25 protein-coding genes are annotated in these 24,008 nt (G+C 72.4%); 11 read left to right on the top strand and 14 right to left on the bottom strand.

From position 1 onward, the window contains the following. Nucleotides 1-23 precede the first annotated feature (23 nt). Genes HD596_RS25795 through HD596_RS25770 form a run of 6 tightly spaced genes read left to right on the top strand, consistent with a single transcriptional unit; the run spans nucleotide 24 to nucleotide 6,845 of the window. Nucleotides 24-1,460, top strand: a complete 1,437-nt coding sequence (locus HD596_RS25795) for an FAD-linked oxidase C-terminal domain-containing protein (RefSeq protein ID WP_185078723.1) — start codon at nucleotides 24-26, stop codon at nucleotides 1,458-1,460. Further along, nucleotides 1,460-2,635 carry an FAD-binding oxidoreductase gene (locus tag HD596_RS25790; protein ID WP_185071889.1) on the top strand — a complete coding sequence of 392 codons (1,176 nt, stop codon included), beginning with the start codon at nucleotides 1,460-1,462 and terminating at the stop codon, nucleotides 2,633-2,635. The genes HD596_RS25795 and HD596_RS25790 overlap by 1 nt, the downstream gene beginning before the upstream one ends. Then, nucleotides 2,636-3,904 carry a (Fe-S)-binding protein gene (locus HD596_RS25785; RefSeq protein WP_185071888.1) on the top strand — a complete coding sequence of 423 codons (1,269 nt, stop codon included), beginning with the start codon at nucleotides 2,636-2,638 and terminating at the stop codon, nucleotides 3,902-3,904. It begins immediately after the preceding gene. After that, a complete protein-coding gene (locus tag HD596_RS64915) occupies nucleotides 3,901-4,653 on the top strand; it encodes an IclR family transcriptional regulator (RefSeq protein WP_185071887.1) in 753 nt (250 codons plus the stop codon). The genes HD596_RS25785 and HD596_RS64915 overlap by 4 nt, the downstream gene beginning before the upstream one ends. 19 nt (nucleotides 4,654-4,672) lie before the next feature. Next, the gene (locus HD596_RS25775) at nucleotides 4,673-4,885 is read left to right on the top strand and encodes a DUF2277 domain-containing protein (RefSeq protein ID WP_138672144.1); all 213 of its coding nucleotides are present in this window, start codon (nucleotides 4,673-4,675) and stop codon (nucleotides 4,883-4,885) included. A gap of 58 nt (nucleotides 4,886-4,943) precedes the next feature. Beyond that, nucleotides 4,944-6,845 (top strand): hypothetical protein, encoded by a 1,902-nt coding sequence (locus HD596_RS25770; protein WP_185071886.1) that lies wholly within the window; start codon nucleotides 4,944-4,946, stop codon nucleotides 6,843-6,845. Nucleotide 6,846: 1 nt separating this feature from the next. Here HD596_RS25770 and HD596_RS25765 read toward each other — a convergent pair whose 3' ends face one another. Next, nucleotides 6,847-7,833, bottom strand: a complete 987-nt coding sequence (locus tag HD596_RS25765) for a helix-turn-helix transcriptional regulator (RefSeq protein ID WP_185071885.1) — start codon at nucleotides 7,831-7,833, stop codon at nucleotides 6,847-6,849. A 139-nt stretch (nucleotides 7,834-7,972) separates the two neighbouring features. Between HD596_RS25765 and HD596_RS25760 the strand changes: the two genes are divergently transcribed. Both HD596_RS25760 and HD596_RS25755 read left to right on the top strand, forming a co-directional pair. Next, complete coding sequence (locus HD596_RS25760; protein WP_313044691.1) at nucleotides 7,973-8,653, top strand: HNH endonuclease family protein; 681 nt, start codon at nucleotides 7,973-7,975, stop codon at nucleotides 8,651-8,653. Between the two features lie 42 nt (nucleotides 8,654-8,695). Next, nucleotides 8,696-9,484 carry an endonuclease/exonuclease/phosphatase family protein gene (locus HD596_RS25755; protein ID WP_185071884.1) on the top strand — a complete coding sequence of 263 codons (789 nt, stop codon included), beginning with the start codon at nucleotides 8,696-8,698 and terminating at the stop codon, nucleotides 9,482-9,484. A 55-nt stretch (nucleotides 9,485-9,539) separates the two neighbouring features. Here HD596_RS25755 and HD596_RS25750 read toward each other — a convergent pair whose 3' ends face one another. The 3 genes from HD596_RS25750 to HD596_RS25740 are packed head-to-tail and all read right to left on the bottom strand — an operon-like array spanning nucleotide 9,540 to nucleotide 11,864. Continuing rightward, nucleotides 9,540-9,875: a PepSY domain-containing protein gene (locus HD596_RS25750; protein WP_185071883.1), complete on the bottom strand. Its 336-nt coding sequence runs from the start codon at nucleotides 9,873-9,875 to the stop codon at nucleotides 9,540-9,542. Nucleotides 9,876-9,910: 35 nt separating this feature from the next. Next, the gene (locus HD596_RS25745; RefSeq protein WP_185071882.1) at nucleotides 9,911-11,149 is read right to left on the bottom strand and encodes a sensor histidine kinase; all 1,239 of its coding nucleotides are present in this window, start codon (nucleotides 11,147-11,149) and stop codon (nucleotides 9,911-9,913) included. 34 nt (nucleotides 11,150-11,183) lie between these two features. After that, nucleotides 11,184-11,864: a response regulator transcription factor gene (locus HD596_RS25740; RefSeq protein ID WP_185071881.1), complete on the bottom strand. Its 681-nt coding sequence runs from the start codon at nucleotides 11,862-11,864 to the stop codon at nucleotides 11,184-11,186. Nucleotides 11,865-11,958: 94 nt separating this feature from the next. On the opposite strand from HD596_RS25740, the gene HD596_RS25735 reads away from it, so the two are divergent. Then, nucleotides 11,959-12,402: a hypothetical protein gene (locus tag HD596_RS25735; RefSeq protein WP_185071880.1), complete on the top strand. Its 444-nt coding sequence runs from the start codon at nucleotides 11,959-11,961 to the stop codon at nucleotides 12,400-12,402. 9 nt (nucleotides 12,403-12,411) lie between these two features. Here HD596_RS25735 and HD596_RS25730 read toward each other — a convergent pair whose 3' ends face one another. The 6 genes from HD596_RS25730 to HD596_RS25705 form a co-directional block, all read right to left on the bottom strand. Further along, nucleotides 12,412-13,194 carry an SDR family NAD(P)-dependent oxidoreductase gene (locus tag HD596_RS25730; protein ID WP_185071879.1) on the bottom strand — a complete coding sequence of 261 codons (783 nt, stop codon included), beginning with the start codon at nucleotides 13,192-13,194 and terminating at the stop codon, nucleotides 12,412-12,414. A 132-nt stretch (nucleotides 13,195-13,326) separates the two neighbouring features. Beyond that, on the bottom strand, nucleotides 13,327-15,603 hold the full coding sequence (locus HD596_RS25725) for a tetratricopeptide repeat protein (protein WP_185071878.1): 2,277 nt from the start codon (nucleotides 15,601-15,603) through the stop codon (nucleotides 13,327-13,329). A gap of 19 nt (nucleotides 15,604-15,622) precedes the next feature. Beyond that, nucleotides 15,623-16,378, bottom strand: coding sequence for an SCO6745 family protein (locus HD596_RS25720; RefSeq protein ID WP_246554812.1), 756 nt, complete (start codon nucleotides 16,376-16,378; stop codon nucleotides 15,623-15,625). A 49-nt stretch (nucleotides 16,379-16,427) separates the two neighbouring features. Further along, nucleotides 16,428-17,240: a diaminopimelate epimerase gene (gene dapF / locus HD596_RS25715; protein ID WP_185071877.1), complete on the bottom strand. Its 813-nt coding sequence runs from the start codon at nucleotides 17,238-17,240 to the stop codon at nucleotides 16,428-16,430. Between the two features lie 9 nt (nucleotides 17,241-17,249). Further along, nucleotides 17,250-18,155 (bottom strand): tRNA (adenosine(37)-N6)-dimethylallyltransferase MiaA, encoded by a 906-nt coding sequence (gene miaA / locus HD596_RS25710; protein ID WP_185071876.1) that lies wholly within the window; start codon nucleotides 18,153-18,155, stop codon nucleotides 17,250-17,252. A 13-nt stretch (nucleotides 18,156-18,168) separates the two neighbouring features. Then, complete coding sequence (locus tag HD596_RS25705; RefSeq protein ID WP_185071875.1) at nucleotides 18,169-18,681, bottom strand: methylated-DNA--[protein]-cysteine S-methyltransferase; 513 nt, start codon at nucleotides 18,679-18,681, stop codon at nucleotides 18,169-18,171. On the opposite strand from HD596_RS25705, the gene HD596_RS25700 reads away from it, so the two are divergent. Further along, nucleotides 18,680-19,594 (top strand): ribonuclease Z, encoded by a 915-nt coding sequence (locus tag HD596_RS25700; RefSeq protein ID WP_185071874.1) that lies wholly within the window; start codon nucleotides 18,680-18,682, stop codon nucleotides 19,592-19,594. The two genes, HD596_RS25705 and HD596_RS25700, sit on opposite strands and share 2 nt — an antisense overlap. Here HD596_RS25700 and HD596_RS25695 read toward each other — a convergent pair. From HD596_RS25695 to HD596_RS25685, 3 genes are all read right to left on the bottom strand, one after another. Continuing rightward, nucleotides 19,570-20,220, bottom strand: coding sequence for a class III extradiol ring-cleavage dioxygenase family protein (locus tag HD596_RS25695; protein ID WP_185071873.1), 651 nt, complete (start codon nucleotides 20,218-20,220; stop codon nucleotides 19,570-19,572). The genes HD596_RS25700 and HD596_RS25695 overlap by 25 nt on opposite strands. 25 nt (nucleotides 20,221-20,245) lie before the next feature. Then, complete coding sequence (locus HD596_RS25690) at nucleotides 20,246-20,980, bottom strand: isocitrate lyase/PEP mutase family protein (protein ID WP_185071872.1); 735 nt, start codon at nucleotides 20,978-20,980, stop codon at nucleotides 20,246-20,248. An 81-nt stretch (nucleotides 20,981-21,061) separates the two neighbouring features. After that, nucleotides 21,062-21,607 carry a hypothetical protein gene (locus HD596_RS25685; protein WP_185071871.1) on the bottom strand — a complete coding sequence of 182 codons (546 nt, stop codon included), beginning with the start codon at nucleotides 21,605-21,607 and terminating at the stop codon, nucleotides 21,062-21,064. Between the two features lie 439 nt (nucleotides 21,608-22,046). Here HD596_RS25685 and HD596_RS25680 point away from each other — a divergent pair, with 439 nt between their 5' ends. Beyond that, a complete protein-coding gene (locus tag HD596_RS25680; RefSeq protein WP_185071870.1) occupies nucleotides 22,047-22,412 on the top strand; it encodes a hypothetical protein in 366 nt (121 codons plus the stop codon). Between the two features lie 27 nt (nucleotides 22,413-22,439). On the opposite strand, the gene miaB is transcribed toward HD596_RS25680, so the two are convergent. Next, on the bottom strand, nucleotides 22,440-23,936 hold the full coding sequence (gene miaB, locus HD596_RS25675; protein ID WP_221519512.1) for a tRNA (N6-isopentenyl adenosine(37)-C2)-methylthiotransferase MiaB: 1,497 nt from the start codon (nucleotides 23,934-23,936) through the stop codon (nucleotides 22,440-22,442). Nucleotides 23,937-24,008 lie beyond the last annotated feature (72 nt).

Here is a 24,008-nt window from a genome sequence, read left to right as displayed (position 1 = left end):
AGGAAAAAGAGGGGGATCGGGTGCTGGAAACGCTGACAGCGGCCCTGCGCTCGCTGCTGCCCCATGACTCGGTGATCACCGATCCGGTACGCCTGCGCACCTACGAGTGCGACGGCCTCACCTACCACCGGGCGACCCCCGGCGTGGTCGTGCTGCCCGACACGGCCGAGCAGGTCGCCCGCGTGGTCCGCGTGTGCAACGACTTCGGCGTGCCCTTCGTGGCCAGGGGCTCGGGCACCGGCCTGTCGGGGGGCGCGCTCCCCCGCGAGGACGGCGTGCTCATCGTCACCTCCAAGATGCGCAGGATCCTGGAGATCGACCTGGACAACCGCCGGGCGGTCGTCGAGCCCGGCGTCACCAACCTGGCCATCACCGAGGCCGTGCGCGACCGGGGCTACTACTACGCGCCCGACCCCTCCAGCCAGCAGGTCTGCTCCATCGGCGGCAACGTCGCCGAGAACTCCGGCGGCGCGCACTGCCTCAAGTACGGCTTCACGGTCAACCACGTCGAGGCCTGCGAGATCGTCACGCCCGACGGCGACCTAGTCACGCTCGACCGCATGGACCCCGGTTACGACCTGCTGGGCGCGTTCATCGGCTCCGAGGGCACGCTGGGCGTCGCCACCAAGATCACGGTACGCCTCAGCCGCGCGCCCGAGGCCGTGACCACGGTGCTGGCCGCGTTCGAGAGCATCGAGCAGGGCGGCCAGGCCGTCTCGGCGATCATCGGCGCGGGCATCGTGCCCGCCGCGATCGAGATGATGGACGCGCTGGCCATCGAGGCGGCCGAGGCGGCGGTGGCCTGCCGCTACCCCGAGGGTGCGGGCGCGGTGCTGATCGTGGAGCTGGACGGCCCGCGGGCGGAGGTGGACGAGCAGTTCGCCCGGCTCACGGAGATCTGCTCGGGCGCCTTCGAGCTGCGGGTGGCCGCCGGCCCGGCCGAGCGGGCGGCGATCTGGAAGGGCCGCAAGTCGGCGTTCGCCGCCGTCGGGCGCATCAGCCCGGCCTACATCGTGCAGGACGGCGTGGTGCCGCGCACGTCCCTGCCCGGCGTGCTGGCGGCCATCGACCGGCTCTCGCACGAGCACGGCATCAGGGTGGCGAACGTCTTCCACGCCGGAGACGGCAACCTGCACCCGCTCGTGCTGTTCGACGACGCGGAGCCGGGGGCCGGCGAGCGGGCCGAGGTGGTCTCCGGGGCGATCCTCGACCTGTGCATCGAGCACGGCGGCTCGATCACGGGCGAGCACGGAGTCGGGGTGGATAAATCCCGCTATATGCCGAAAATGTTCAGCGTGGACGACCTGGACACCATGCAGCTCGTCCGGTGCGCGTTCGACCCCCATGGCCTGTCGAACCCGGGCAAGGTGTTCCCCACCCCGCGCCTGTGCGGCGAGGTGCCGGGAGTGCGCAAGGGCGTGCACCCGCTGGTGGAGTCGGGGAAGGCGGAGCAGTTCTGATGCTGGCCGACACGGGGGTGACCATCAGGCAGGCGGACGCCGACGACGCCGTCAACGGCGTGCGGCCCCGCTGGGTCGCCCTGCCCGAGACGGTGGAGGAGATCTCGGCCGTGCTGCGGGCCTGCGCCGAGCAGGACCTGGCGGCGGTGCCCGCGGGCGGCGGCACGAAGCTGCACTGGGGCGCCCCGCCCGAGCGCTGCGACGTGCTCATCGACCTGTGCTGCATGAACTCCCTCATCGAGCACGCCGCCGGCGATCTCGTGGTGCGCGCGCAGGCCGGGCTGACCATGGACGCGCTGGCCGCCGCGCTCGCCGAGCAGGGCCAGGAGCTGGCGCTCGACCCGCCGTTCAGGGAACACACCACGGTCGGCGGCACGCTCGCCACCGCGACGGCGGGCCCGCGCGCCTTCCGCTACGGCACCGCCCGCGACCTGCTCATCGGCATCACGGTCGTGCTGCCCGACGGGACCATCGCCAGGTCCGGCGGCCGGGTGGTCAAGAACGTCGCGGGCTACGACCTCGGCAAGCTCTTCACCGGCTCCCAGGGCACGCTCGGCGTGATCGCGGAGGCCACGTTCCGGCTGCACCCGCTGCCCACCGAGCGGCGCTGGCTCGTGGCGACCACCCCACCGGCCGACGACGTGCTGCTCCGCCTGGCCGCCTCCCAGGCCGAACCGTCCGCCGTGGAGATCGACTGCCCCGACGGCAAGGAGGCGACGGTCGCGGTGCTGGTGGAGGGCTCGGCGGCCGAGCAGCGCGCGCTGGCGCTGCGCGAGGTGCTGGGCGAGGGCACGGTCACGGCCGAGGCGCCGGAGTGGTGGGGGCTGATCCTCAGGGACGACGTGCTGCTGGAGGCCCGGTTCCCGCCCGCCCGCGCGGCCGGGGCGCTGGCCGCCGCCGGGGAGGCCGGGTTCGCCTTCCGCGGGTCGGCCGCGGCGGGGCGGGCGTACCTGGAGCTCTGGGACGAGGTCTCGGAGGAGGAACTGGCGGCGGCCGTAACAGGGCTGCGCGGGCGGATCGAGACGCTGGGCGGGCGGCTGAACGTGCTGGCCACGCCGTACGAGGGCGTCGACAGGTGGGGGCAGGTGAGCGGGCTGCCGTTGATGCGGCGGGTCAAGGAACGGTTCGATCCCGGGCGCAGGATGTCTCCCGGCCGGTTCCTGGGAGGGATCTAAGTGGATCCGGAGCTGATCAACGACTGCGTGCACTGCGGGTTCTGCCTGCCCACGTGCCCGACGTACGTGCTGTGGGGCGAGGAGATGGACTCGCCGCGCGGCCGCATCCACCTGATGAAGCAGCACGTCGAGGGCACCCCCGTCACGCCGGAGATGGCCGGGCACTTCGACGCCTGCCTGGGGTGCATGGCGTGCGTCACGGCCTGCCCGTCCGGGGTCCGGTATGACCGCCTGATCGAGCAGACCAGGGCCGAGGTGGAGCGCAGGCACGTGCGGGATCCGCAGGAGCGGGCCGTGCGCGGGATCGTGTTCGGCCTGTTCCCCTATCCGCGCCGGCTGCGGCTGCTGCGGCCGGGGATGTGGCTGGCCGAGCGCATGGCGCCGTTCCTGGCCAGGGTTCACCCGAGCCTCGGCGCCATGGCCGCGCTCGCGCCGCGCGTCGAGCACCGGCAGCGGATGCCGCGCGTCGTCAGGGCCAGGGGCGAGCGCCGGGCCGTGGTGGGCATGCTCACCGGATGCGTGCAGGGCGAGTTCTTCCCCCAGGTGAACGCGGCCACCGCGCGGGTGCTCTCCCTGGAGGGCTGCGACGTGGTCATCCCGCGCGGCCAGGGCTGCTGCGGGGCGCTCAGCGTGCACTCAGGGCGCGACGACCAGGCCAGGCGGCTGGCGCGGCGCACGGTCAGGACGTTCGAGCAGGCCGGGGTCGACACCGTCGTGGTGAACGCGGCCGGCTGCGGCTCGTCGATGAAGGAGTACGGCGAGCTGCTCGGGCGCGAGCCGGGGTTCAGGGTGGTCGATCTGTCGGAATACCTCGCCGAGCTGGGGCCCGTGGCCAAGCGGCACCCGCTGCCGCTCACCGTCGCCTACCACGACGCCTGCCACCTGGCCCACGCCCAGGGCGTGCGCGCCCAGCCGCGCGAGCTGCTGAGCGGCATCCCCGAGCTGGTGGTCCGCGAGATCCCCGAGTCGGCCATCTGCTGCGGGTCGGCGGGCACGTACAACATCTTCCAGCCGCAGGCCGCCCGCGACCTCGGCGACAGGAAGGCCGCCTCGGTCGCCACGACCGGCGCCGAGCTGCTGGTCTCGGCCAACCCCGGCTGCACGATGCAGATCGCCGCGGCCATGCGGCGCGCCGGCTCGGACATCAGAGTGGCCCACACGGCCGAAGTGCTCGACGCCTCGCTGCGCGGGGTCTCGCTAGGGGAGCGAAGCGAGCGACCCGATAAGCACGGGAGTGTGCTCACTGGCCCGACGGAGGAGGGCCAGTGAGTGTCCAGTCGGTCGAGCGGGCGCTGGACGTGCTGGAGGCGCTGGCCGAGCACGGGGGCGAGGCGGGCCTGTCGGAGATCGCCGCCAGGACCGGCCTGCCGTACGGGACCATCCACCGGCTGCTGCGCACCCTGCTCGCCCGCGGCTACGTGCGGCAGGAATCCGACAAGAGGTACGCCCTGGGCGGCGGCCTCGTACGGCTGGGCGGCATCGCCGAGAGCATGGTCGGCGTGTGGGCGCAGCCGTACCTGGCCAAGATGGTCGAGCTGTCCGGCGAGACCGCCAACCTGGCCGTGCTCGAAGGCGACTTCGTCGTCTACGTGGCGCAGGTGCCCTCGCCGCGCAGGCTGCGGATGTTCGCCGAGGTGGGCCGGCGGGTGCTGCCGCACAGCACGGCCGTGGGCAAGGTGCTGCTGGCCGGGCGGCCCGCGGCCGAGGCGGTGGCCGTCTTCGAGCGCACCGGCATGCCCCGCCGCACCCCCAACACGATCATCGACCTGACGGCCATGCTGGCCGAGCTCGAGCTCGTCAGGGCGCAGGGTCACGCCATGGACCTGGGCGAGGAGGAGCTCGGCGTGCACTGCCTGGCCGTGCCCGTGTGGGACGGCGACCGGGTGGTGGCGGCGATGTCGGTCTCCGGGCCCGCCGAGCGGATCGACGCGATCGACCGCGACGACCTGGCCGAGGGCATGCGCAAGATCGCCCTCGACTTCGGCAACGAGCTCGGTCCGGCGGTCGACACGCGCTGAACGAAGTTACGGTAAAGGCATGTGTAGAAGCATCAAGACCCTGCGCCCCCCGTTCACCGAGAGCGTGACCGAGGAGGACGTGCGGGCGGCGGCGTTGCAGTACGTCAGGAAGATCTCCGGCTTCCGCGCGCCCGCCGCGCACAACGCCGAGGCGTTCGACCGGGCGGTGGAGACGATCACCAAGGCGTCGGAGGAGTTGCTCGGCGCGCTCCAAGTTCGCGGATCGCGTTGACAGGCACCCGCGGTCGGTGAAGTGTTCCCTCGTGTAGGCCCCGAGCGAGGGAGCGCCCATGATCAGCGGGCTGTACCAGGGACAGGACGGCGACTCGCAGCTGGCGCTCCGGGTCGACATCGACGGGGCCAGGCCGACCGGGCGGGTGAGCGGCGACCTGTTCACCGTGGCGGGCGCGACGATCTCCTACGCCGGCTCGTTCGTGGTCAACGCCCCCACCGTGCGGGGGGGCCGGATCCAGGGGCGCGGGGTCTTCACGTTCGACACCCCGGTGAAGGACGTGAGCGTCACGATCGCCGACGGGTCGGGTACGGCCGAGGTCGCGGGGCGCGCCTACCAGGTGGCCTTCGCCTCTCCCTACTTCCGCAGCGTGCTGCTGGAGCAGGACTCCGTGATCGGGACCGTGCCGTTCGTGTCGTACCATACCGGCACGCTCGCGGGGCCGGGCGGCTCACCGGCCAGGGAGCTGAGCGTGCGGGCGGCGTACGCGGAGGCGGGCATCGAGCTCACCCTCGCCCAGCCGGGGGTGATCCCGGTGGACGGCTCGGGCGCGGACCTGGCGTGGGACGACGCCGAGCTGCATCACGCGATGACGCAGCAGTTCAGCTCGTTCGGCGAGGCGCCGGCCTGGCGGGTGTGGCTGCTGGTGGCCAGCAAGCACGTGGGCGGCTACCGGGGCATCATGTTCGACTACAACGACGCGCACCAGCGGCAGGGGTCCGCGGTGTTCTACGACGTGATCAAGGGGACCACGCCGCAGGCGCAGCGGGCGCAACTGCGTACGTACGTGCACGAGCTCGGGCACGCCTTCAACCTGCTGCACTCCTGGCAGAAGAACCTCGGCACCCCACCCCAGCCGCTGGGCCCCGACGGCGGGTTCGGCGACCTGTCGTGGATGAACTACGTGCAGAACTACCGCCCCGGCGGCGAGCCGGCGTACTGGGCCGCCTTCCCGTTCCAGTTCACGGACCCGGAGCTGGTCCACCTGCGCCACGGCTTCTACCGCGACGTGGCCATGGGCGCGAACGCGTTCGGCACCGGCGCCGCCGAGATCGCGCCGTTCGAGCAGCCCGTCGAGGACCGCTCCGGGCTGCGGCTGGAGCTGCGTGCCAAGGAGTCGTTCGAGCTGGGCGAGCCCGTCGTGGTCGAGTTCAGGCTGTCCTGCGCCGGCGAGCCCCGCGTCACGCACGGCCACCTGCACCCCGACACCGAGTTCACCCAGGTGTCGATCACGCAGCCGGGCGGCAGGACCGTGCTGTACCGGCCGATGATGCGGCACTGCGTGGACGCCTCGCCGGAGATCCGGCTGGACGAGGGCAACCCGGCCATGTACCGCAGCGCGTACATCGGGCACGGCCGCGACGGGCACTACTTCCAGCAGCCCGGCGAGTACCACGTGCGCGCCCAGTACATCGCCGCGGACGGCTCCCGCATCGTCTCCCCCGCGTGCCTGGTCAGGGTGCGCTTCCCGGTCGGCCGCGACGACCACCGGGTGGCCGAGCTGATGCTGGGCGAGGAGCAGGGGCAGCTGTTCTCGCTGCTCGGCTCCGACTCGCCCGCGCTGCGCTCGGGCAACGAGGCCCTGGACGAGGTCATCGACCGCTACGGCGACCACCCGCTGGCCGTCTACGCCCGCCTGGTCAAGGGGCTGAACGCCGAGCGGGAGTTCAAGGCGGTGACGGCGGCCAAGCGGCTGCGCGTCCGGCCGCCGGATCCCAAGCAGGGCATCGAGCACCTCAGCCGGGTCGCCCGCGACGCGAGCATCGACAACATCACCCTGAACCTGGTGATGCGCCGCCTGGCCAGAGCGGAGGCCCGGCAGGGGGACCTGGAGCGGGCGAACGCGGTGATGGACCAGATGGTCGCCACGTTCCAGGCCAAGGGGGTCAACCCCATCGTCCTGGGGCAGATCCAGCGCCAGGCGGAGCTGACGAAGACGGCCCTGAGCGCCGAGGTCTAGCTCATTCGAGCAGGCGGTGCTGGGCGGCGAGGAAGCCCGCGTGGAAGCGGGTCCTGGCGTCCAGGCGCTCGCACAGCACCTGCACCCGGCGCTGCACCGTACGCGGACTGAGCCCCAGCTGCCTGGCGATGGCGTCGTCCTTCATCCCGGCCGCCAGCAGCGCCAGCACCTCCGTGTCGGGGGTGCGCGGCCACACCTCGGGCTCCAGGCCGTCCGCGGCGGTCAGGCGGAGCGGCACGGCGGCCCGCCACAGCGTCTCGAACAGCCCCACCAGGGCATCCAGCAGGGCGGACGGGTGCACCACGAGCGCGCTCTCCACGGCCTGGTCCTCGTCGGAGACCAGGGGCAGGATGGCCGTGCGGGCGTCGGCGATGGCCAGCTTGACCGGCACCTGCCCGAGCCTGGCCTGCTCGCCGTCGGCGATGGCCCGCCGCGTGTGGGCCAGCATGCCGGGGTGCTCGAACGCCTGCGGACCGTAGATGCCGCGGGTGGGCGCCCCTTGGCGGGCCGCCCGCCTGCGGTTCTCCCGGTCGTCGCTCACGTCCACCGCGTACGGCGGATGCACCAGCACGAGCATCTCGCGCGTGGCGTTGCGTTCCAGCTGGAGGTAGCGGCGGGCCACGGCGTCACGCCCGCTCACGACCTCCAGCACCTCCTCCGGGTGCGGCCCGTTGCGCTCGGCGACCTCGGTGGCCAGGAGCGCGGCGGCGGCCCTGCTGTGCGTGATCTCCTCCTGGCGGCGCGCGACGAGGATGTCGATGGCGACATTCGGCGGAGTGGCGATCAGCCGCAGCGGCCGGCCGGCCACCCGGGAGATGAGGCCGAGGTCCTCCAGCCTGGGCAGCATGCGGCGGATGGCCGCGGCGGACGAGCCGGTCTCGGCGGCGAGCTGGCTCAGCGTCGCCGGGCCGTGCCTGAGCAGCGCGCGGTAGGCGGTCTCCTCGGCGACGGTGACGCCGAGTCCCTCCAGCAAGCGCCGCTGCGCCATGTCCCCTCTTTCCGGCATGCCATGATCCGCCTTCAGACTAAGGCAGCCTTGTCCGGAGGTGCACGGTACGCGTAGAAAGGCCTTTTGCGGGCACTTGACCTAGACTTTACGGAGGTAGGGCGAACTCTGGGGAGTGGGCGTGGGGCGACGGGTTCGGGCGTTCATGGCCGGTATGGCCACGGTCGCGGTGCTGGCGGGCTGCGGCGGCCTGCAGGGGCAGTCCTCGGCCGGCACCGACAAGGGAGGCAAGTCCGACTCGGTCTCCGTCTCGGACGCCCGCAAGAAGCTCGAGAAGTTAACCGTCAAGGGACGGGCCCCGAAGACCGGGTTCGACCGGGACAAGTTCGGCCCGGCGTGGGCGGACGTCGACCACAACGGCTGCGACACCCGTAACGACATACTCAAGCGGGACCTGGTGGACGAGAAGTTCAAGGCCGGGACCCACGACTGCATCGTGCTGAGCGGCACGCTGCACGACCCGTACAGCGGCAAGACGATCAACTTCAAGCGCGGCCAGGACACCAGCACGGCCGTCCAGATCGACCACGTGATCCCGCTGTCGGACGCCTGGCAGAAGGGCGCGCAGCAGTGGGCGGCGGACAAGCGCAAGGAGTTCGCCAACGACCCGCTGAACCTCATGGCCGTCGACGGCCCGCTCAACGGCCAGAAGAGCGACTCCGACGCGGCCACCTGGCTGCCGCCGCGCAAGTCGTACCGGTGCACCTACATCGCCCGCCAGATCGACGTGAAGACGAAGTACGGCGTCTGGGTGACGTCGGCGGAGAAGGACGCCATGGAGAGCATCCTGTCGAGCTGCTGAAGATCTATACGAACAGTCACGCGGTCCGTAAGATCAAACGGCATGTATGCGACAAAACGGATCAAAGTGATGATGGCCGCCGCGGTCATGGTGCTCGCCTCCACCGCCCTGCCCGCCCCGGCGCACGCCACGACGAACCTGGTGGTCCTCAACTGGAACATCGCGGGCGACACCGCCGACATGAAGGCCATCGCCGGGGTGATCCGCGGCAGCGGCGCCAACGTCGTGACCGTGCAGGAGATTCATCGCAAGCCGGAAGCGGACCAGGTCAGGCAGTTAGCCGACGAGCTCGGCTGGGACATCACGGCCAATGCCCACTTCGGCGCGGGCGACAACCCCGGCCCCTGCGACGATCCGCAGCCGGGCCAGGCGGGCAACGCGATCCTGTCCTCGTTCAAGATCATTGAGCGCGTGACGATCCCGATCAGTGACTTCGAGACCTGTCCGGTCAACCGCTCCATGGCCGGGGCCAAGCTCGACCTCGGCGGCGGCTCGACGATCACGGTGTTCACCACCCACCTGTCCCCGGGCCTGTCGGCCACCTCGGTGGCCCGCCGCGAGGCCCAGGCGGACAAGGTCCGTAACTACCTCGCCAACCGGTCCCCGCTGATCCTGACCGGCGACTTCAACGCGCCGCCCACGGACGCGCTGTCGAAGAAGTTCGTGAGCGCGGGCTGGGTGGACACCGGCGCCAGGTACGCCAACAAGCCGACCCACGGGGACGCCCGGATCGACTACATCTACACCAAGGGCGTCACCATCACGAGCGGCTCCGTCCTGTCGAGCACCCTGTCCGACCACCGTCCGATCGTCATGAAGATGACCCGCTGACGGCCGGAAGGCCCACCGCCGAGCGCGGTGGGCCTGGTGGCCGCGGGGGACGCCGTCAGTCGTCGTCGTGGTCGTCGCGGCCGTGGTCGTCGTCCTTGTCCGTCTGGTGCTTGGTGACCTTGCCGGTGGCCGCGTCCACGTCCAGCTCGTGCCGTTCGGTGCCCTTGGTCAGCTCGACCTCCCACACGTCGGGCCGCGTGCCCCCGTTCTGGTAGTCGATCTCGCTGACCCAGGCCCCTGCCACCTGCTTGTGCGCGATCTCCATGGCCTGCTCGGCCGTGACCTTGGGCGCGGCGGCCGTGGACGTGGTGGCGGCGAAGGCGACGCCCCCGCCCGCGACCAGCGCGACGATCCCGGCACCGACGACGATGAACTTCTTCGTGATCTGCATGACTCCACGAAATCGCGATCTCCGATAATCGCGCGCTAAGCGGCGGTAAAGACCATCTCCACCCGCGCGCCTCCCCCTTCGGGCGTGGAGACGGCCAGGTGGCCGCCCGAGGACTCGGCGGTACGGCGGGCGATGTCGAGGCCGAGGCCGGTCGAACCGCCCCCGCTGTTGCCCCGTTCCAGCAGCTCCGGGTCGAAGCCCGGCCCCGAGTCCTCGACCGCCAGCACCGCCCCCGACGGGTGCGGCGTGAGCCGTACCGCCATCGAGGCCCCTTCCGGGGTGTGCGCGAAGACGTTGCCGAGCAGGGCGTCCACGCAGGCCGCGAGCTCCTCGGCGCTCACCGCGACGGGCAGCGGCCCGTCGGGCAGCGAGATCGACAGCTCGCGGCACTGGTCCTCCGCCAGCACCGACCAGAACCGCACCCGCTCCCCCACCACCGCCGCCGCGTCGCACGACGCGCGCCCGGCCGAGCGTCGCCGCGCCTCCGTGATGACGGCGCTCACCGCCCGCTCCAGGGCGTCCACGCGGGCCTGCACCCGCGCCGCCTCCTCCGGGTCCCGCAGCGACTCGGCGTCCAGCCTGAGGCCGGTCAAAGGGGTACGCAGCCGGTGCGACAGGTCGGCCACCGACTCCCGCTCCGCCACCAGCAGCTCGTCGATCCGCCCCGCCAGATGGTTGAGCGCCAGCGCCACCGAACGCACCTCGGGCGGCCCGCCCGGCTCCGCCCGGGCCGTCAGGTCACCCCCGGCCAGCCGGTGCGAGACCCGGGCCAGCCCGTCCACCGGCCGCGTGACGGCCAGCGCCAGCCGGTCCGCCAGCACGATCCCCAGCACCACCAGGACGATCCCCAGCACGAGCAGCCCCAGCCACGCCTCGCGCACGCCCTTCGTCAGCTCCGCGTCCGGCACGAACACCCTGATCACCGCCGTCCCCCCGGACGACTGCGCGGAGACCAGCACCTCCCTGCCGCCCGAGGCCGCGGCGGTGACGCTGCGCCCGGTCGCGGCCAGGCGCGCGGCGTCGGTACGGGCCGCCGCCGCGCCCACCGTGCTCCCGTCCGGCAGGAACACCGTCACCGGACGCGACACCTGCGCCATCGCCAGCTCCAGGTCGGGCGTGCCCACCGCGACCGCCACGGACTCGGCCGCAGCGGTCGCCCTGCCCATCGCGCCGTTCTCGGCCACGGCCCGGATGAGCAGCGCCATCGGCACCAGCAACGCGATCAGCACGAGCGACGTCGTGGCCGCCACCAGCAACGCCAGCCACCGCCTCACGCCCGCCCCCTCCCCGAGGCCGCGCTCACGCGCGTCATGACGGCTCGACCAGCTTGACGCCGACCCCGCGCACGGTGTGCAGGTAGCGGGGCTCCGCGGCCGTCTCGCCCAGCTTCCTGCGCAGCCACGACAGGTGCACGTCCACGGTCTTGTCCGCGCCCCCGTACGGCAGCTGCCACACCTCCGTCAGCAGCTCCCGCTTGGTCACCACCTCGCCGGGCCGCGCGGCCAGATAGTGCAGCACGTCGAACTCGCGCGGCGTCAGATCCAGCGCCGCCCCGTCGAGCGTGGCCGTACGCGCCCGCGGGTCCACCCGCAACGCCCCCACCGCCAGCGCCGGCTCCGGCGCCGACCCCCCGGCCCGCCGCAGCACGGCCCGCACCCGCGCGTCGAGCTGCGCCGCGCTGTACGGCTTGACCACGTAGTCGTCGGCCCCCGCGTCCAGCACCGGCACCATCTCGGCGTCCCCGTCACGCGCGGTCGCCACGATGACCGGCACCCTGCTGACCGCCCGCAACATCCGCAGCAGCTCCACCCCGTCCAGATCAGGCAGGCCCAGGTCGAGCACGATCAGGTCGGGACGGTCCTGCACGGCCAGCCGCAGCCCGTCCAGCGCCGTGGGGGACGAGGAGACGGCGTGACCGAGCTCGCGCAGGCCGCGGCTGAGCGCCGTACGGATCGCCACGTCGTCCTCGATGAGCAGGATGTCAGCCATATACAAGAACGTAGACGGTCGATGACGATGCCCCGAGCAGCCTTAGCGCCGCCTTAACCTGGCGTTAGCCGTACATGGGGGATGGTGGTCGACCATGAAGAGACTCGTGCTGGCCTGGGTCGCCACCGCCGTCGCCGCGACCGGCGCGGCCGTGGCGGTGCTCGCCCTGCTCGGCACCGGCCTCACCGGCGACTCCGGCCACGTGCTCAGCCCGGCCGAGGTCCGCGCCGCCCTGAACACCGCCACCCAGCGCGCCACCGGCACCCCGGCCGACGACGCCACCCCGGCGCCGGGGACACCGTCGCAGACGGCCCAGGGCAAGCTGCTGCGCACCCCGGGCGGCACCGTGATCGCCTCGTGCGAGGGCGACCTGGTCACGCTGCGCTCGTGGAGCCCCGCCCAGAACTACTCGGTGGACCACGTCGAGCCGGGGCCCGCCCGCAGGGCCAAGGTGGAGTTCGAGCCGGAGGAAGGCGTGGACGTCGAGCTCGAGATCGCCTGCTCGGACGGCCTGCCGGTGGCCGGCTTCGGCTCGTAGCCGCCGGCGTCAGGTGAGCAGGACCCCGCCGTCCACCGGAAGCGTCACCCCGGTGATGTACGAGGCCGCGTCACCGGCCAGGAAGACCGCCGCGGCCACCAGCTCCGCCGGATCGCCCGGCCGCTTCATCACCACCCTGGACTCGACGACCGCCTCCACGTAGCCGGGCTTGAACTGCTCGGTCATCTCCGAGTGGAAGAACCCCGGCTCCAGGCAGTTGACCCGGATGCCGCGCCGGCCGGTCCACTGCTGCGCGAGGTCCCTGGTGAGGCCGATGATCGCCGCCTTCGAGGCGCTGTAGGCGGCCTGGGGCAGCCCGGCCGTGGTCTCGCCGAGGATGCTGCCGATGTTCACGATCGACGAGCCGGGCCGCATCACCCGCGCGCACGCCTGGGCCATCCAGTACGTGCCGAGCAGGTTGACGTCGATGACCTGCCGGAACTCCTCGGGCGTCTCCCGCAGCGCGGGCACGGCGGTGCCGATGCCGGCGTTGTTGATCAGCACGTCCACGGCGCCCATGGCGTCGACGGCGGCGGCCACCAGCGCGTCGCAGTCCTCCGGGCGGGCCACGTCCGTCTCGACGGCCAGGCATCGCCTGCCGGTCTCCTCGACCAGCCGCCGCGTCTCCTCCAGGCGGTCGGCACGCCGGGCCCCGATCACGACGTCGGCGCCGGTCTCCGCGAGACCCCGGGCGAACGCGACGCCCAGCCCCGAGGACGCACCGGTGACGATGGCCACCTTGCCGTCGAGCGCGAACCGCTCCAGCACGTCACATCCCGCCTTCCCGCTCATCCCTGCCACCCACCGACGCGGCGCTCCAGAATGCCCCGCACGGGGCAGGAGCGCAACGTGCCCATCCCCGCGCATACCGTGCGGGGATGGGCCGGTGGACCCTTGCTCAGGGGGCGATGCCCAGGGCCGCCGTCAGAGGCCGTATTCCTTGACGATCCGCTCGTGCCGCTCCACCTCGACGTCGATCTCGCGGGCCAGGTCGAGCCAGGCCAGCGGGTGCACCCACCGCTCCGTGGCGTCGTCGAGCAGCGCGTCGACCTCGGAGGCCGACACGTCCGGCGGGACCGCCACCCAGCCGAAGACCCCGGGCAGCGTCTCGCCCGTGCTCGGGTGGGTGACGGTGTAGTTCTCGTCGCTGTAGACCCACATGGGCCAGCCACGCTCGGCCATGACCTCGGTGAACTCCGCCCAGTCCTCCTCGCTCGGCGCGGCGCCGTCGAAGAAGTAGCTGGTGTAGCCGCCGGGCCGCAGGATGCGCACCGCGGCGAACGGCGGCACGAAGTTCTGCTGCTCCTGCGGGTCGTCGGGCACCGGCTCCAGCAGCTGCGGGTCGAAGACGACCAGGTCGCCGGCGTTGTAGTCCATGCCGCGTGGCTGCGGCAGGGCGAGCCGGGCCGTGGCGGGGCCGGTGCGGATGGACAGCACCTGGCGCTGGCCGCCGTCGGGCGCGGGGAGGATGACCCTGATGAGGCCCATCTCCTCCTCGATCGGGCCCTCCGTGGACTTGATCGGCATGCCGATCTTGGCCGCGCCCTTGCGTACGGTCTCCCAGTCCTCCGCCGAGGTGGCCATCACGATCATGCGCCAGACGTCCTCGTCGGCGAGCTCGTCGATCACCTCCAGCAGCACCTCGGCGGCCCTGGAGTTGGCGTCGAGCTGCTGGGCGGCGCCGGACAGCAGGCGGCGGGCGTCGAGCCCGGCGCCGGCCGCGACGGCGTGCTCGGCGGCCTCGACCGTCTCCTCCCAGCGCTCGCGGGCGCTGTGCAGCCGGGCCAGCGCGAGGTGCTGGGCGGCGTGCGGGAGCATCGCGGCCATCTGCTCGAGCCGCTCGTCCTGGCGGGCCTCGATGAGCAGCGTGGTCAGGTAGGCCACGTCGTCGGAGTCGGCGGTGGCGATGTCGCCGGTGTCGACCAGCATCTTCCAGTAGATGTCGGCGCCGGTGGCGGGGTAGCCGAGGAAGCCGAGCGTGGTGGTGTGGCGGCGGGTGGCCTCCAGGTCCTTCCCGGACAGCGGCGCCAGCCAGCCGACCCACCGCTCCGGGTCGGCGTTGAAGCCGTCGGCGGCGTCGAAGAGGCCGACGCGCTCGCCGAGCTCGCCCGGGGCCTCGGGCTCGGAGGTGGCGTCGGCGGCGGCCCGCAGGGCGGCGACGCGGTCGGCGACGCCCTCGGTCTCGCGCAGCTCGGCGGCGGCGGACTCGGTCAGGTCGGCCAGCAGCCGGGCCTGCCACACGCCCTGCCTGGCGATGGCCAGGTCGCCGGCGACCAGCGCGAGCTCGACGCGGGCGCGGTAGCCGCCCATCATGCCGAAGTAGTCGATCCACTGGCGCAGCACGCGGCCGAGCTGCCAGGTGTTGGTGATCTGGGAGGAGCCGGCCAGCTTGCTGACCGCCTGCGACCACTCCACGAACACGCGCGGGTGCTCGCCGACCACGTCGAGGTCGGGCAGCGCGTCCACGGCCTCGGCGGTGCGGCCGAGCGTGGCGAGGATCAGGGCCCGGCGCACGCCGTCGCGGTGCGCCTTGGCCACCGGGTCGTCGGCCTGGAACTCCGCCGCGGCCTGCAGCGCGGTGAGGGCGTCCTCGGCGCGGCCCGCGGCGAGCAGCGCGCGGGCGCTCTCAGCGCCGAGCTCCCAGCTCGCCTCGCGGCCCGCGACCCGCAGCCGCTCGACGGCGGACTCGGCGTAGGTCACGGCCTCGCCCGGCTTGCCGGCGTCGATGAGCGCGGCGACGTACTGGGTGACCAGGCCGGCGAAGGCGGACTTCTCCGGGCTCATGCCCTCGAGGTGCGCCCCCAGCGCCTCCAGGCGCTCGCTCGCGTAGCCGGGGCCGTCCGTGTTGGCCCAGGCGACGGCGAGGGCCTCGACCGCCGCCGGGGCGGCCGGGCACTCGCGTACGTCTTCGCGCTGGGCGAACGCCAGCAGCTGCTGCGCGTCGTCGAGGGCGACCGCGCCCTGCGCCCGGTCGCCGATGCGGCCGATCAGGTGCCAGTAGCGGGCGTAGAACTCGAGCCAGGGCAGCTCAAGGGCCTCGGCCTGCTGCGCGATGGCCGGGGCCATGACGTCGAGCTGCGGGTATCGGCCCTCATAGGCCTGTGCGGGAAGGTCTCCCAGCGCCATGGCGAGGCCAACGTTGCCCGCCTCGGAAAGCTGCTGCTGGGTTTCGCCGACCCAGGCCCAGATGTCCACGTCCATGGGCAGCCAGTCTGCCAGGTCAACGAGCGTCCCCAAAACGCAGAAGGCCGATCAGCTCGTCCGTTTCGCTGCTGTCAAGGACCGAAAAGGCCGGTGCCATCAGGTCGTCCGTCGTCTCCTCCACCGCGGCGCGGCGCGCCACGACGTCCGGACCCGGCGTGGCGTACGGCTCCGGCCACTGGAAGAACCTGGCGATCATCTCTCCCGTGGTGGCCCCGAACGGTGTCGCGTCGTGGCCGCTGGCGAGCGTGGCCTCCAGCGGGTGCAGGCCGGCCGCGATCACGGCGTTGGCGTGCAATCCGCCGCGCAGCTCGCGTACGACGTGCATGAGCTGTACGGCCCGCGCGGGCGGGTCGTCGGGCAGCGGCACGGCCCGCCAGCCCGCGAACAGCGGGACGCCCGCGCACGGGGCGGCTTCGACGACCGGCTGGAGCAGCTCCGCGAGCCGCGCGCAGCCGTCGTAGCCGCCCAGCTTGCGCCGGCCCCAGGCCCTGCAGATCTCGGCGTACAGCTCGACGGCCTGCTCGACGGGGAGCTTGCGGCCGCCGTTCCAGCTCTGTTCGACGTGGTCGGGCGGGAAGAAAACGACGACCGAATTGACCACGTCGGCGTCGCATTCGCCGAGCACGCCGCAGCGGCCCCGGAAGTAGAGCTCGCGGGCGCCGAGGCCGTACTCCTCGCAGACGGCCTTGGCCTCTCGGGAGATCATGAACCCGCCGCCGTACTGGCCGATCGCCGCTTTGACCTGCCTCGCGGTGGTGCGTGGGTCAGCCATGGTCCACCTCTCAGTTCGCGAAGTGGACCCAGCATCCCTCAAGAGAACATTATTCTGCAAGCATCAGCTCGCCGCGGGCCACGATGACCGCGGGGCCCGAAAGGTAGCTCGTCTCCTCCTCCAGGACGACGGTCAGCGTGCCGCCCGGCACCTCGATCGTCCAGGTGCCGGTGGTCTCGCCCGTCAGAGCTGCGGCGGCGACGGCCGTGGCCACCGTGCCGGTGCCGCAGGAGCGGGTCTCCCCGCAGCCGCGCTCGTGGACGCGCATGACCGCGCGGCGGGTGCCGACGGGGTTGAACAGCTCGATGTTGACCCCGGCGGGGAAGACGCCGGTGTCGAAGCCCGGCTGGTAGTGGAGGTCGAGCTGGACGACGGGATCGCCGATGGCGCAGGCCAGGTGGGGGTTGCCCATGTCGACGTGGATCCCCCGGTATTCCTGGCCGCCGACGGTCGCCACGCTCTCGCCGCGCACGACGGGCTTGCCCATGTCGACGGTGATGTCGCCGTTGGGCTCGACGCGGACCTTGCGCACGCCGCCCCTCGTGGCCAGCATGAACTCGCCGGGCTTCTCCAGCCCTTCGTCGAGCAGGTAGCGCGCGAACACGCGCACGCCGTTGCCGCACATCTCGGCCACGCTGCCGTCGGCGTTGCGGTAGTCCATGAACCACTCGGCCACGGCGGCGTGCTCGGCCACTTCAGGGCTCTCCTTGGTGCGCGTCACCACCAGCACGCCGTCAGCCCCTATGCCGGCCCTCCTGTCGCAGATCTTGGCGACGAGCGAGGCGGTCACGCCCGCCTCTCCGCCAGGGTCGGGAAGGATGATGAAGTCGTTCTCGGTGCCGTGCCCCTTAAGAAACCGCATTTTACAAGCTTATGCGAACGGGTTTGCGGAGATCAGCGCCAGGGACCGCGCAAGCAGATCCGGCGCGTCGTACGGCAGCCAGCGCACCCTGGGATCGCGGCGGAACCACGACTCCTGGCGGCGGGCGAAGCGCCTGGTGGTCCTGACGGTCTCCTCGATCGCCTGCTCCTCGCTCCACTCCCCCTCCAGGAAGCGGATGACCTGGGCGTATCCCAGGGCGCGGCTCGCCGTGCGGCCCTCGGCCAGGCCCTGCCCGAGCAGCCCCCGCACCTCCTCGACCAGGCCCGCCCGCCACATGCGCTCGACCCTGAGCGCGATCCGCTCGTCCAGCTCCGGCCTGGGCACCTCGAGGCCGATCTGAACGCTCGGGTAGACGGCGTCGTAGCCCGGCATGGTGGCCGAGAACGGGCGCCCGGAGTGCTCGATCACCTCCAGCGCGCGGACGATGCGGCGGCCGTTGCTCGGCAGGATCGCCGCCGCGGCCACCGGGTCCAGGTCGCGCAGGCGCTCGTAGAGCGGGGCGGGGCCGCGCTCGGCCAGCTCGCCCTCCAGCCTGGCCCTGATCTCCGGGTCGGTGCCGGGGAACTCCAGCTCGTCGATGGCCGCCCGCACGTACAGGCCGCTGCCGCCGACCAGCACGGGCACCTCGACGGCGTCGATGACCTGCCTGGCCAGCTTCTGGTATTCGGCCACGCTGGCCGTGACCGTGACGTCCCAGACGTCCAGCAGGTGGTGCGGGACCCCGCGCTGCTCGGCGGGGGTGAGCTTGGCCGTGCCGATGTCCATGCCGCGGTAGAGCTGCATGGAGTCGGCGTTGACGCACTCGCCCCCGAGGCGGAGCGCGATGTCCACGGCGAGGTCGGACTTCCCGGCCGCCGTGGGGCCCACGACGGCGATGACTGGCTGCTGGCGCACAAGAGCAAGTCTGCTAGAAGTCAAGCAGTGTCGGCTGCAGGTACCCCTCGTGGGTGAGCAGCCAGCGCTTGGTCTCCACGCCTTCACCGCCGCTGAACCCGCCCAGGCCGTTGCCCGCGATCACGCGGTGGCAGGGCACGATGATGGGGATGGGGTTGGAGCCCATGATCGAGCCGATGCCGCGGGCGGGCACGCCGGAGCCGCTGCGCGTGGCCAGTTCGCCGTACGTGACGGCGGTGCCGTACGGGACCTCGTGCAGCGTCTGGAGCACCCGCAGCCGCGAGCCGGACATCAGCCGCCAGTCCACCGGCGTCTCGAAGGTCTTCAGCTCGCCGGCGAAATAAGCGTTCAGCTCGGCGACCACGAAGGCCGTACGATCCGCATCATGGACTTCAGCCAGGCCGAGCCGCTCGTCCAGCCGCGGCCGGGACCTCCAGCCCGACGCGACGAGCCCGACCTCGGTGACGGCCAGCACGAACGGCCCTACCGGCGTCGGCACCTCGGCGAACGAGACTGTGGTCATCATGTCCTCGCGTGAGTTGGTGGTGCTGGGGACGTCCAGCGCGGTTCCTACCAGACACCGTAACCACAACGGTTACCTTCTGCGCTGGGATGGACAAGGCTTCCTTTTCGACCCCGGCGAGGGCACGCAGCGGCAGATGCTGCACGCCGGGGTGAGCGCGAACGACGTGCACTGGATCTGCGTCACGCACTTCCACGGCGACCACTGCCTGGGCGTGCCCGGGGTCGTGCAGCGCATCGCGCGTGACAAGGTCAGGCACCCGGTGCGCGCGGTCTTCCCCGGCTCCGGCGCCGAATACTGGCGCAGGCTCCGCCACGCCGCCGCCTTCGCCGACACCTCGGTGATCTCCGAGCACCCGCTCTCCGGCGACCTGGCCTCCGTCGGCGCGCTGACCGCGCGCCGCCTGTCCCACCCGGTCGAGTCGTACGGCTACCGCGTCCAGGAGCCGGCCGGCCGCACGATGCTGCCCGACCGGCTGGCCGCGTACGGCATCCGCGGCCCTGAGGTCGGCGAGCTCCAGCGCACCGGCTCCGTGCGCGGGGTCACGCTCGACCAGTGCAGCGTGCCCAGACCGGGGCAGAGCGCGGCGTTCGTCATGGACACGCGGCTCTGCGACACCGTGTTCGAGCTGGCCTGGGGCGTGGACCTGCTGGTGATCGAGTGCACGTTCCTGTCGTCGGAGAGCGCGCTGGCCAAGGAGTACGGGCATCTGACGGCGTTCGAGGCGGGGCTGGTGGCGGCGGACGCGGGGGTGCGCAGGCTGGTGCTGACGCACTTCTCCGAGCGCTACGGGTTCGCCGACGAGCCGGCCTTCGTGGCGGAGGTGCGCCGGCACTTCGACGGGGAGGTCGTGCTCGCCCGCGACCTGATGAAGATCCCGGTGCCGCGGCGTCAGGTCCACAGGCCGGCGAAGTAGCCCACGCCGTACGGGGCCGTCTCCATGAGCAGGCGGCTCTCGTACCCCTGCGTGCCGGCCGCGCCGGCCAGCACCTGGAGGGCGGCCCGCCCGCCGACCCACAGCCGGTCCGCCCGCGCGGGGTCGAGGGCGGCGAGGGCGGCGGGGTCGGCCCGGGCGACGGCGTTCGCGATCAGGTGGTTGTACGGTCCCGCGGCCTCGTCGTACTTGCCGGGGGCCCTCGCGCTGAGGCAGGCGGAGCCGTCGGCCATGACCAGCAACGCCACCTTTTGCGCGATTTTTCCTAGTTTTTCGCCCAATTGGAGGCACTCCGCGCTCGGCGCGTCGAGCGCGACGGACTGGAAGCCGTCCGGGGCGCGGTCGCCCAGCAGCCAGCGGCCCACGGTCAGCGACAGCGGGAGCACGGGGTCCGCGCGGCCGGCCGTGACGTCGATCCCCCACGGGCGCAGGGTGCCCGCCGCCTGGCCTCCGTACGCCGCCGCGGTCTCCGCGCCGCCCACCACGATCAGCGCGTCGGGACCGGCGTCGTGGAGCGCGGCGATCGCCGTGTGACAGGCCGAGCGGAGGTCGTCGAGCTGGAGCGTGATCAGCGGGGTGGGCGGGCAGACGGCCGCGGCGACAAGCACGGGGCAAGCGTACGCGGCGGCCGGCTCAGTAGGGACTGCGACCTGCCCTGACCTTCGCGAACAGCCCCTGGGCGTGGACGTGGACGGCCTGGTGCAGACCGCTGCCGAAGCTGATCCGGGCCACGCCGAGCTCGGCGAGCCGCGCCGGCTCCGCGGCGCCGGGCCGGGCGTAGACGTTCACCGGCGCGCCCAGCTCGCTCACCAGGGCCCGGATCTCCTCCTCGGCGGCCAGCCCGATCGGGTAGACGCAGTCGGCCCCCGCCGCCAGATACCGCCGCCCGCGCTCCAGCGCCGCCTCGCGCGTCTTCGGGCCCAACAGGTAGGTGTCGACCCTCGCGTTGATCACGAGCGCCTGCCCCGCCGCGGCCCGGACCTCGGCCAGGAAGTCCGCCTGCTCGCCGGGATCGACCAGCCCGCCGGCGCTGGAGTCCTCCAGGTTGCAGCCCACGGCTCCGGTGGCGAGCAGCCGCTCGACCAGCTCGGCGGGCTTGAGCCCGTAGCCGCGCTCGATGTCGGCGGTGACGGGCGCGTCCACGACCCTGGCGATGCGGGCGACGGCCGCCATCATCTCGCCGACCGGCGTCCGCTCGCCGTCCTCGTACCCCAGGACCCGGGCGACGGCGGCGCTGCTGGTGGCCACCGCGGGGAACCCGGCCTCCCGCACGGCCAGGGCGGAGGCGGCGTCCCAGACGTTCGGCAGGATCACGGGGTCTCCCGGCACGTGCAGCGCGCGCAGGGCGGAGGCTCTGTCAGTCGTCATGATCCGACCCTACGGACCGGGGCGGCTGTCGCCGTAGGGCCAATGCCACCGATAACCGGCGAGCCACTTGACCAGGCCGGCTCAGCAGCCGCTCTTGGAGCACTGGCCGCTGAGCTCGCCCGCCGGACCGTCTGCCGGGTTGTCACCGTCGGACGGCTGCGCCGACTTCGTGGGGCCCGGTTTGGCGGGGGACGTCGTGGCGGGCCGCTTGCCACCCGGGGCGGAGTCCGTGCCGCGGTCGCTGCCCGTGGGCTCGTCGCCCGTGCCCAGGTCGGGGGCGGCGTCCCCCATGCTGCCGTCGTCGGGGGCGTCGTCGGGGGCGCCGGCCGCCGGATCGCCCTCGGGGGCGTCGGTGGTGACGTCACCCATGGTGGCGTCGTCGTCGCCGAGGTCCTCGCTCCCCGCGGTGCTCTGGGCGGGCGCGGGACGGGCGCCGCCCGGCTGGGCGGTGCCGGTGGGGTTCGCGGCCAGCATGTAGCCGACGCCGCCCGCCGCGAGCACGGCGACGAGCGCCGAGGCGGCGATGGCGATGGTCTTCTTCGTGCCCTTTCGGGGTTTTTCCGCCAGGCGGGTGTCCCCGGGCCCGGACAGGATCTCCTGACGATCCGGCTCGATCGGATCTCGCATGGTGGTGCAGCTCCCTGCGGTCGTATCGGCGAAAGCTAACCGGCTTCCGCGGGTGATGGACCACACTAGCCGCAACGGATGAATGCTCGCACACCAATCACAAAGGAATCACGACATGTCCCCCCGTGGATCCGTTTACCCAGGTCGCCGCGCCCACCTCGCACCGGTCGCCGGAGTCGCCGGGGTGCTCGCGACCGCGATCACGGGCATATTCCTGGCATTTACCAACTCCGCCGAACCGCCCGCGCAAAGCCCACCGGAATTCGATCAGAAAAGCCCGCTTACCCCAAGATCGCATTCTTCTTCCGCGACCCCGACCCCGGATCAGTCGCATGGATCGTTCCAAGAATCCACCCTGGAATCCACCCTGGAGCCGCTGTCCTGGATCCAGGCCGTGCCCTCGCCCGGAGGCCCCGGGGCGTCCATCACCCCGGACCCCTTGGCTTCAATCTACGCCGTACCGTCCCTCGACCCGGGCCCGCCGGCCTCGATCTACGGCGACCCGCCGGCGCCCGTCCCGGACCGGATCGCCCCCATGCCCCGGCCTTCCGCCTCGATCGCCACGCCGCCACCGCCCGCGAGAACGGTCCCGAAGCGCTCGGCGCCACCCCGGAGGGAGGTGGCCGTGCCTCCACCGGCGAGCTCACCCACGCCCCAGGCACCACCGCAGGTGCGCGCCGACCCGGAGCCGGACCGGCGCGCGGACCCGCCCCCGGCGATCTCGGGAGGGGCCGACCCCTGCGCCACGTTCCACGACTTCCGCCGGCAGCCCTGCTACGCCTACCTGAACCGCCTCACCCACTGACCGGGGCGGCGGGACCCAGGGCGGCGTTCAGTGCGCCGAGCAGGCTCCGGAAGGGGCGGCGGGGGCAGGGGCCGGGCGGCCGATGGTGGGCATGCCCAGCAGAACTCCCGGCGCCGGCTTCGCGCCGCCCTGGCGGGCCTCCCAGGCGTCGCCGGCCCTCGTGCGCCGGACCGTCGCCGCCGCGCCGTCGGCCACCAGGTGGTGCGGGGCCGCGTACGTGACCTCGACCGTGACCATGTCACCGGGCCGCGGCGTCTCGGCGCCGACCGCGAAGTGGACCAGGCGGTTGTCGGCGGCGCGGCCAGAAAGGCGGCGCGTGGCGTCGTCCTTGCGGCCTTCGCCCTCGGCGACCAGCACCTCCAGCGTGCGCCCCACCTGCTTCTTGTTCTCCTCCCAGGAGATCTCCTCCTGCAGGGCCACGAGCCGCTCGTAGCGCTCCTGCACGACCTCCTTGGGCACCTGGTCGGGCATGGTGGCCGCCGGGGTGCCGGGGCGGATGGAGTACTGGAAGGTGAAGGCGTTGGCGAAGCGGCTCTCGCGGACCACGTTGAGCGTGGCCTGGAAGTCCTCTTCGGTCTCCCCCGGGAAGCCGACGATGATGTCGGTCGAGATGGCCGCGTCGGGCATGGCCGCGCGCACCCGCTCGATGATGCCGAGGTAGCGCTCGGCCCGGTAGGAGCGGCGCATCGCGCGCAGGACGCGCGAGGAGCCCGACTGCAGGGGCATGTGGAGCTGGTGCATGACGTTGGGCGTCTCGGCCATGGCGGCGATGACGTCGTCGGTGAAGGCCGCCGGGTGGGGCGAGGTGAAGCGCACGCGCTCCAGGCCGTCGATCGTGCCGCACGAGCGCAGGAGCTTGCCGAAGGCCAGGCGGTCGCCGAACTCGACGCCGTAGGTGTTGACGTTCTGGCCCAGCAGCGTGACCTCGAGCACGCCCTGGTCGACCAGCGTCCGGACCTCGGCGAGGATGTCGCCGGGGCGGCGGTCCTTCTCCTTGCCGCGCAGCGACGGCACGATGCAGAAGGTGCACGTGTTGTTGCAGCCGACCGAGATGGACACCCAGGCGGCGTAGGCGGACTCGCGCTTGGTGGGCAGCGTGGAGGGGAAGACCTCCAGCGACTCCTTCAGCTCGACCTGCGCCTCGCCCTCGATGCGGGCCCGCTCCAGCAGCACCGGCAGCGAGCCGATGTTGTGGGTGCCGAAGACCACGTCGACCCACGGCGCCTTGCGGACGATCTCGCCCTGGTCCTTCTGCGCCAGGCAGCCGCCCACCGCGATCTGCATGCGCGGGTTGCTCACCTTGGCGGGCCGGAGATGGCCGAGGTTGCCGTAGAGGCGGTTGTCAGCATTCTCCCGCACGGCGCACGTGTTGAACACGACCACGTCGGCGGTCTCCCCCTCGGGAGCCGGCACGTAGCCGGCGTCCTCCAGCAGACCGGACAGCCGCTCGGAGTCGTGGACGTTCATCTGGCACCCGTATGTGCGCACTTCATACGTGCGGGCGCCCTCCTGGGTCACAGTCATGGCACGTTCAAGGGTAGTCGCTGTCCGGCTCCGGACAGTCCCGGCTGCGCTAAAAGGCCAGCTTGATGGCAT

Origin of the sequence: Nonomuraea jabiensis, assembly GCF_014204795.1 — a bacterium.
Lineage (GTDB): Bacteria > Actinomycetota > Actinomycetes > Streptosporangiales > Streptosporangiaceae > Nonomuraea > Nonomuraea jabiensis.
Note: the sequence above shows the minus strand (reverse complement) of the source record. Positions and strands in the feature narration are given on the sequence as shown.

Coding starts and splice junctions, on each gene's coding strand:
- HD596_RS25790 (WP_185071889.1), top strand. CDS start 1,460: ATGCTGGCCGACACGGGGGTGACCATCAGGCAGGCGGACGCCGACGAC.
- HD596_RS25775 (WP_138672144.1), top strand. CDS start 4,673: ATGTGTAGAAGCATCAAGACCCTGCGCCCCCCGTTCACCGAGAGCGTG.
- HD596_RS25770 (WP_185071886.1), top strand. CDS start 4,944: ATGATCAGCGGGCTGTACCAGGGACAGGACGGCGACTCGCAGCTGGCG.
- HD596_RS25765 (WP_185071885.1), bottom strand. CDS start 7,833: ATGGCGCAGCGGCGCTTGCTGGAGGGACTCGGCGTCACCGTCGCCGAG.
- HD596_RS25755 (WP_185071884.1), top strand. CDS start 8,696: ATGTATGCGACAAAACGGATCAAAGTGATGATGGCCGCCGCGGTCATG.
- HD596_RS25750 (WP_185071883.1), bottom strand. CDS start 9,875: ATGCAGATCACGAAGAAGTTCATCGTCGTCGGTGCCGGGATCGTCGCG.
- HD596_RS25740 (WP_185071881.1), bottom strand. CDS start 11,864: ATGGCTGACATCCTGCTCATCGAGGACGACGTGGCGATCCGTACGGCG.
- HD596_RS25735 (WP_185071880.1), top strand. CDS start 11,959: ATGAAGAGACTCGTGCTGGCCTGGGTCGCCACCGCCGTCGCCGCGACC.
- HD596_RS25730 (WP_185071879.1), bottom strand. CDS start 13,194: ATGAGCGGGAAGGCGGGATGTGACGTGCTGGAGCGGTTCGCGCTCGAC.
- HD596_RS25725 (WP_185071878.1), bottom strand. CDS start 15,603: ATGGACGTGGACATCTGGGCCTGGGTCGGCGAAACCCAGCAGCAGCTT.
- HD596_RS25720 (WP_246554812.1), bottom strand. CDS start 16,378: ATGGCTGACCCACGCACCACCGCGAGGCAGGTCAAAGCGGCGATCGGC.
- dapF (WP_185071877.1), bottom strand. CDS start 17,240: ATGCGGTTTCTTAAGGGGCACGGCACCGAGAACGACTTCATCATCCTT.
- HD596_RS25700 (WP_185071874.1), top strand. CDS start 18,680: ATGTCCTCGCGTGAGTTGGTGGTGCTGGGGACGTCCAGCGCGGTTCCT.
- HD596_RS25705 (WP_185071875.1), bottom strand. CDS start 18,681: ATGATGACCACAGTCTCGTTCGCCGAGGTGCCGACGCCGGTAGGGCCG.
- HD596_RS25690 (WP_185071872.1), bottom strand. CDS start 20,980: ATGACGACTGACAGAGCCTCCGCCCTGCGCGCGCTGCACGTGCCGGGA.
- HD596_RS25685 (WP_185071871.1), bottom strand. CDS start 21,607: ATGCGAGATCCGATCGAGCCGGATCGTCAGGAGATCCTGTCCGGGCCC.
- miaB (WP_221519512.1), bottom strand. CDS start 23,936: ATGACTGTGACCCAGGAGGGCGCCCGCACGTATGAAGTGCGCACATAC.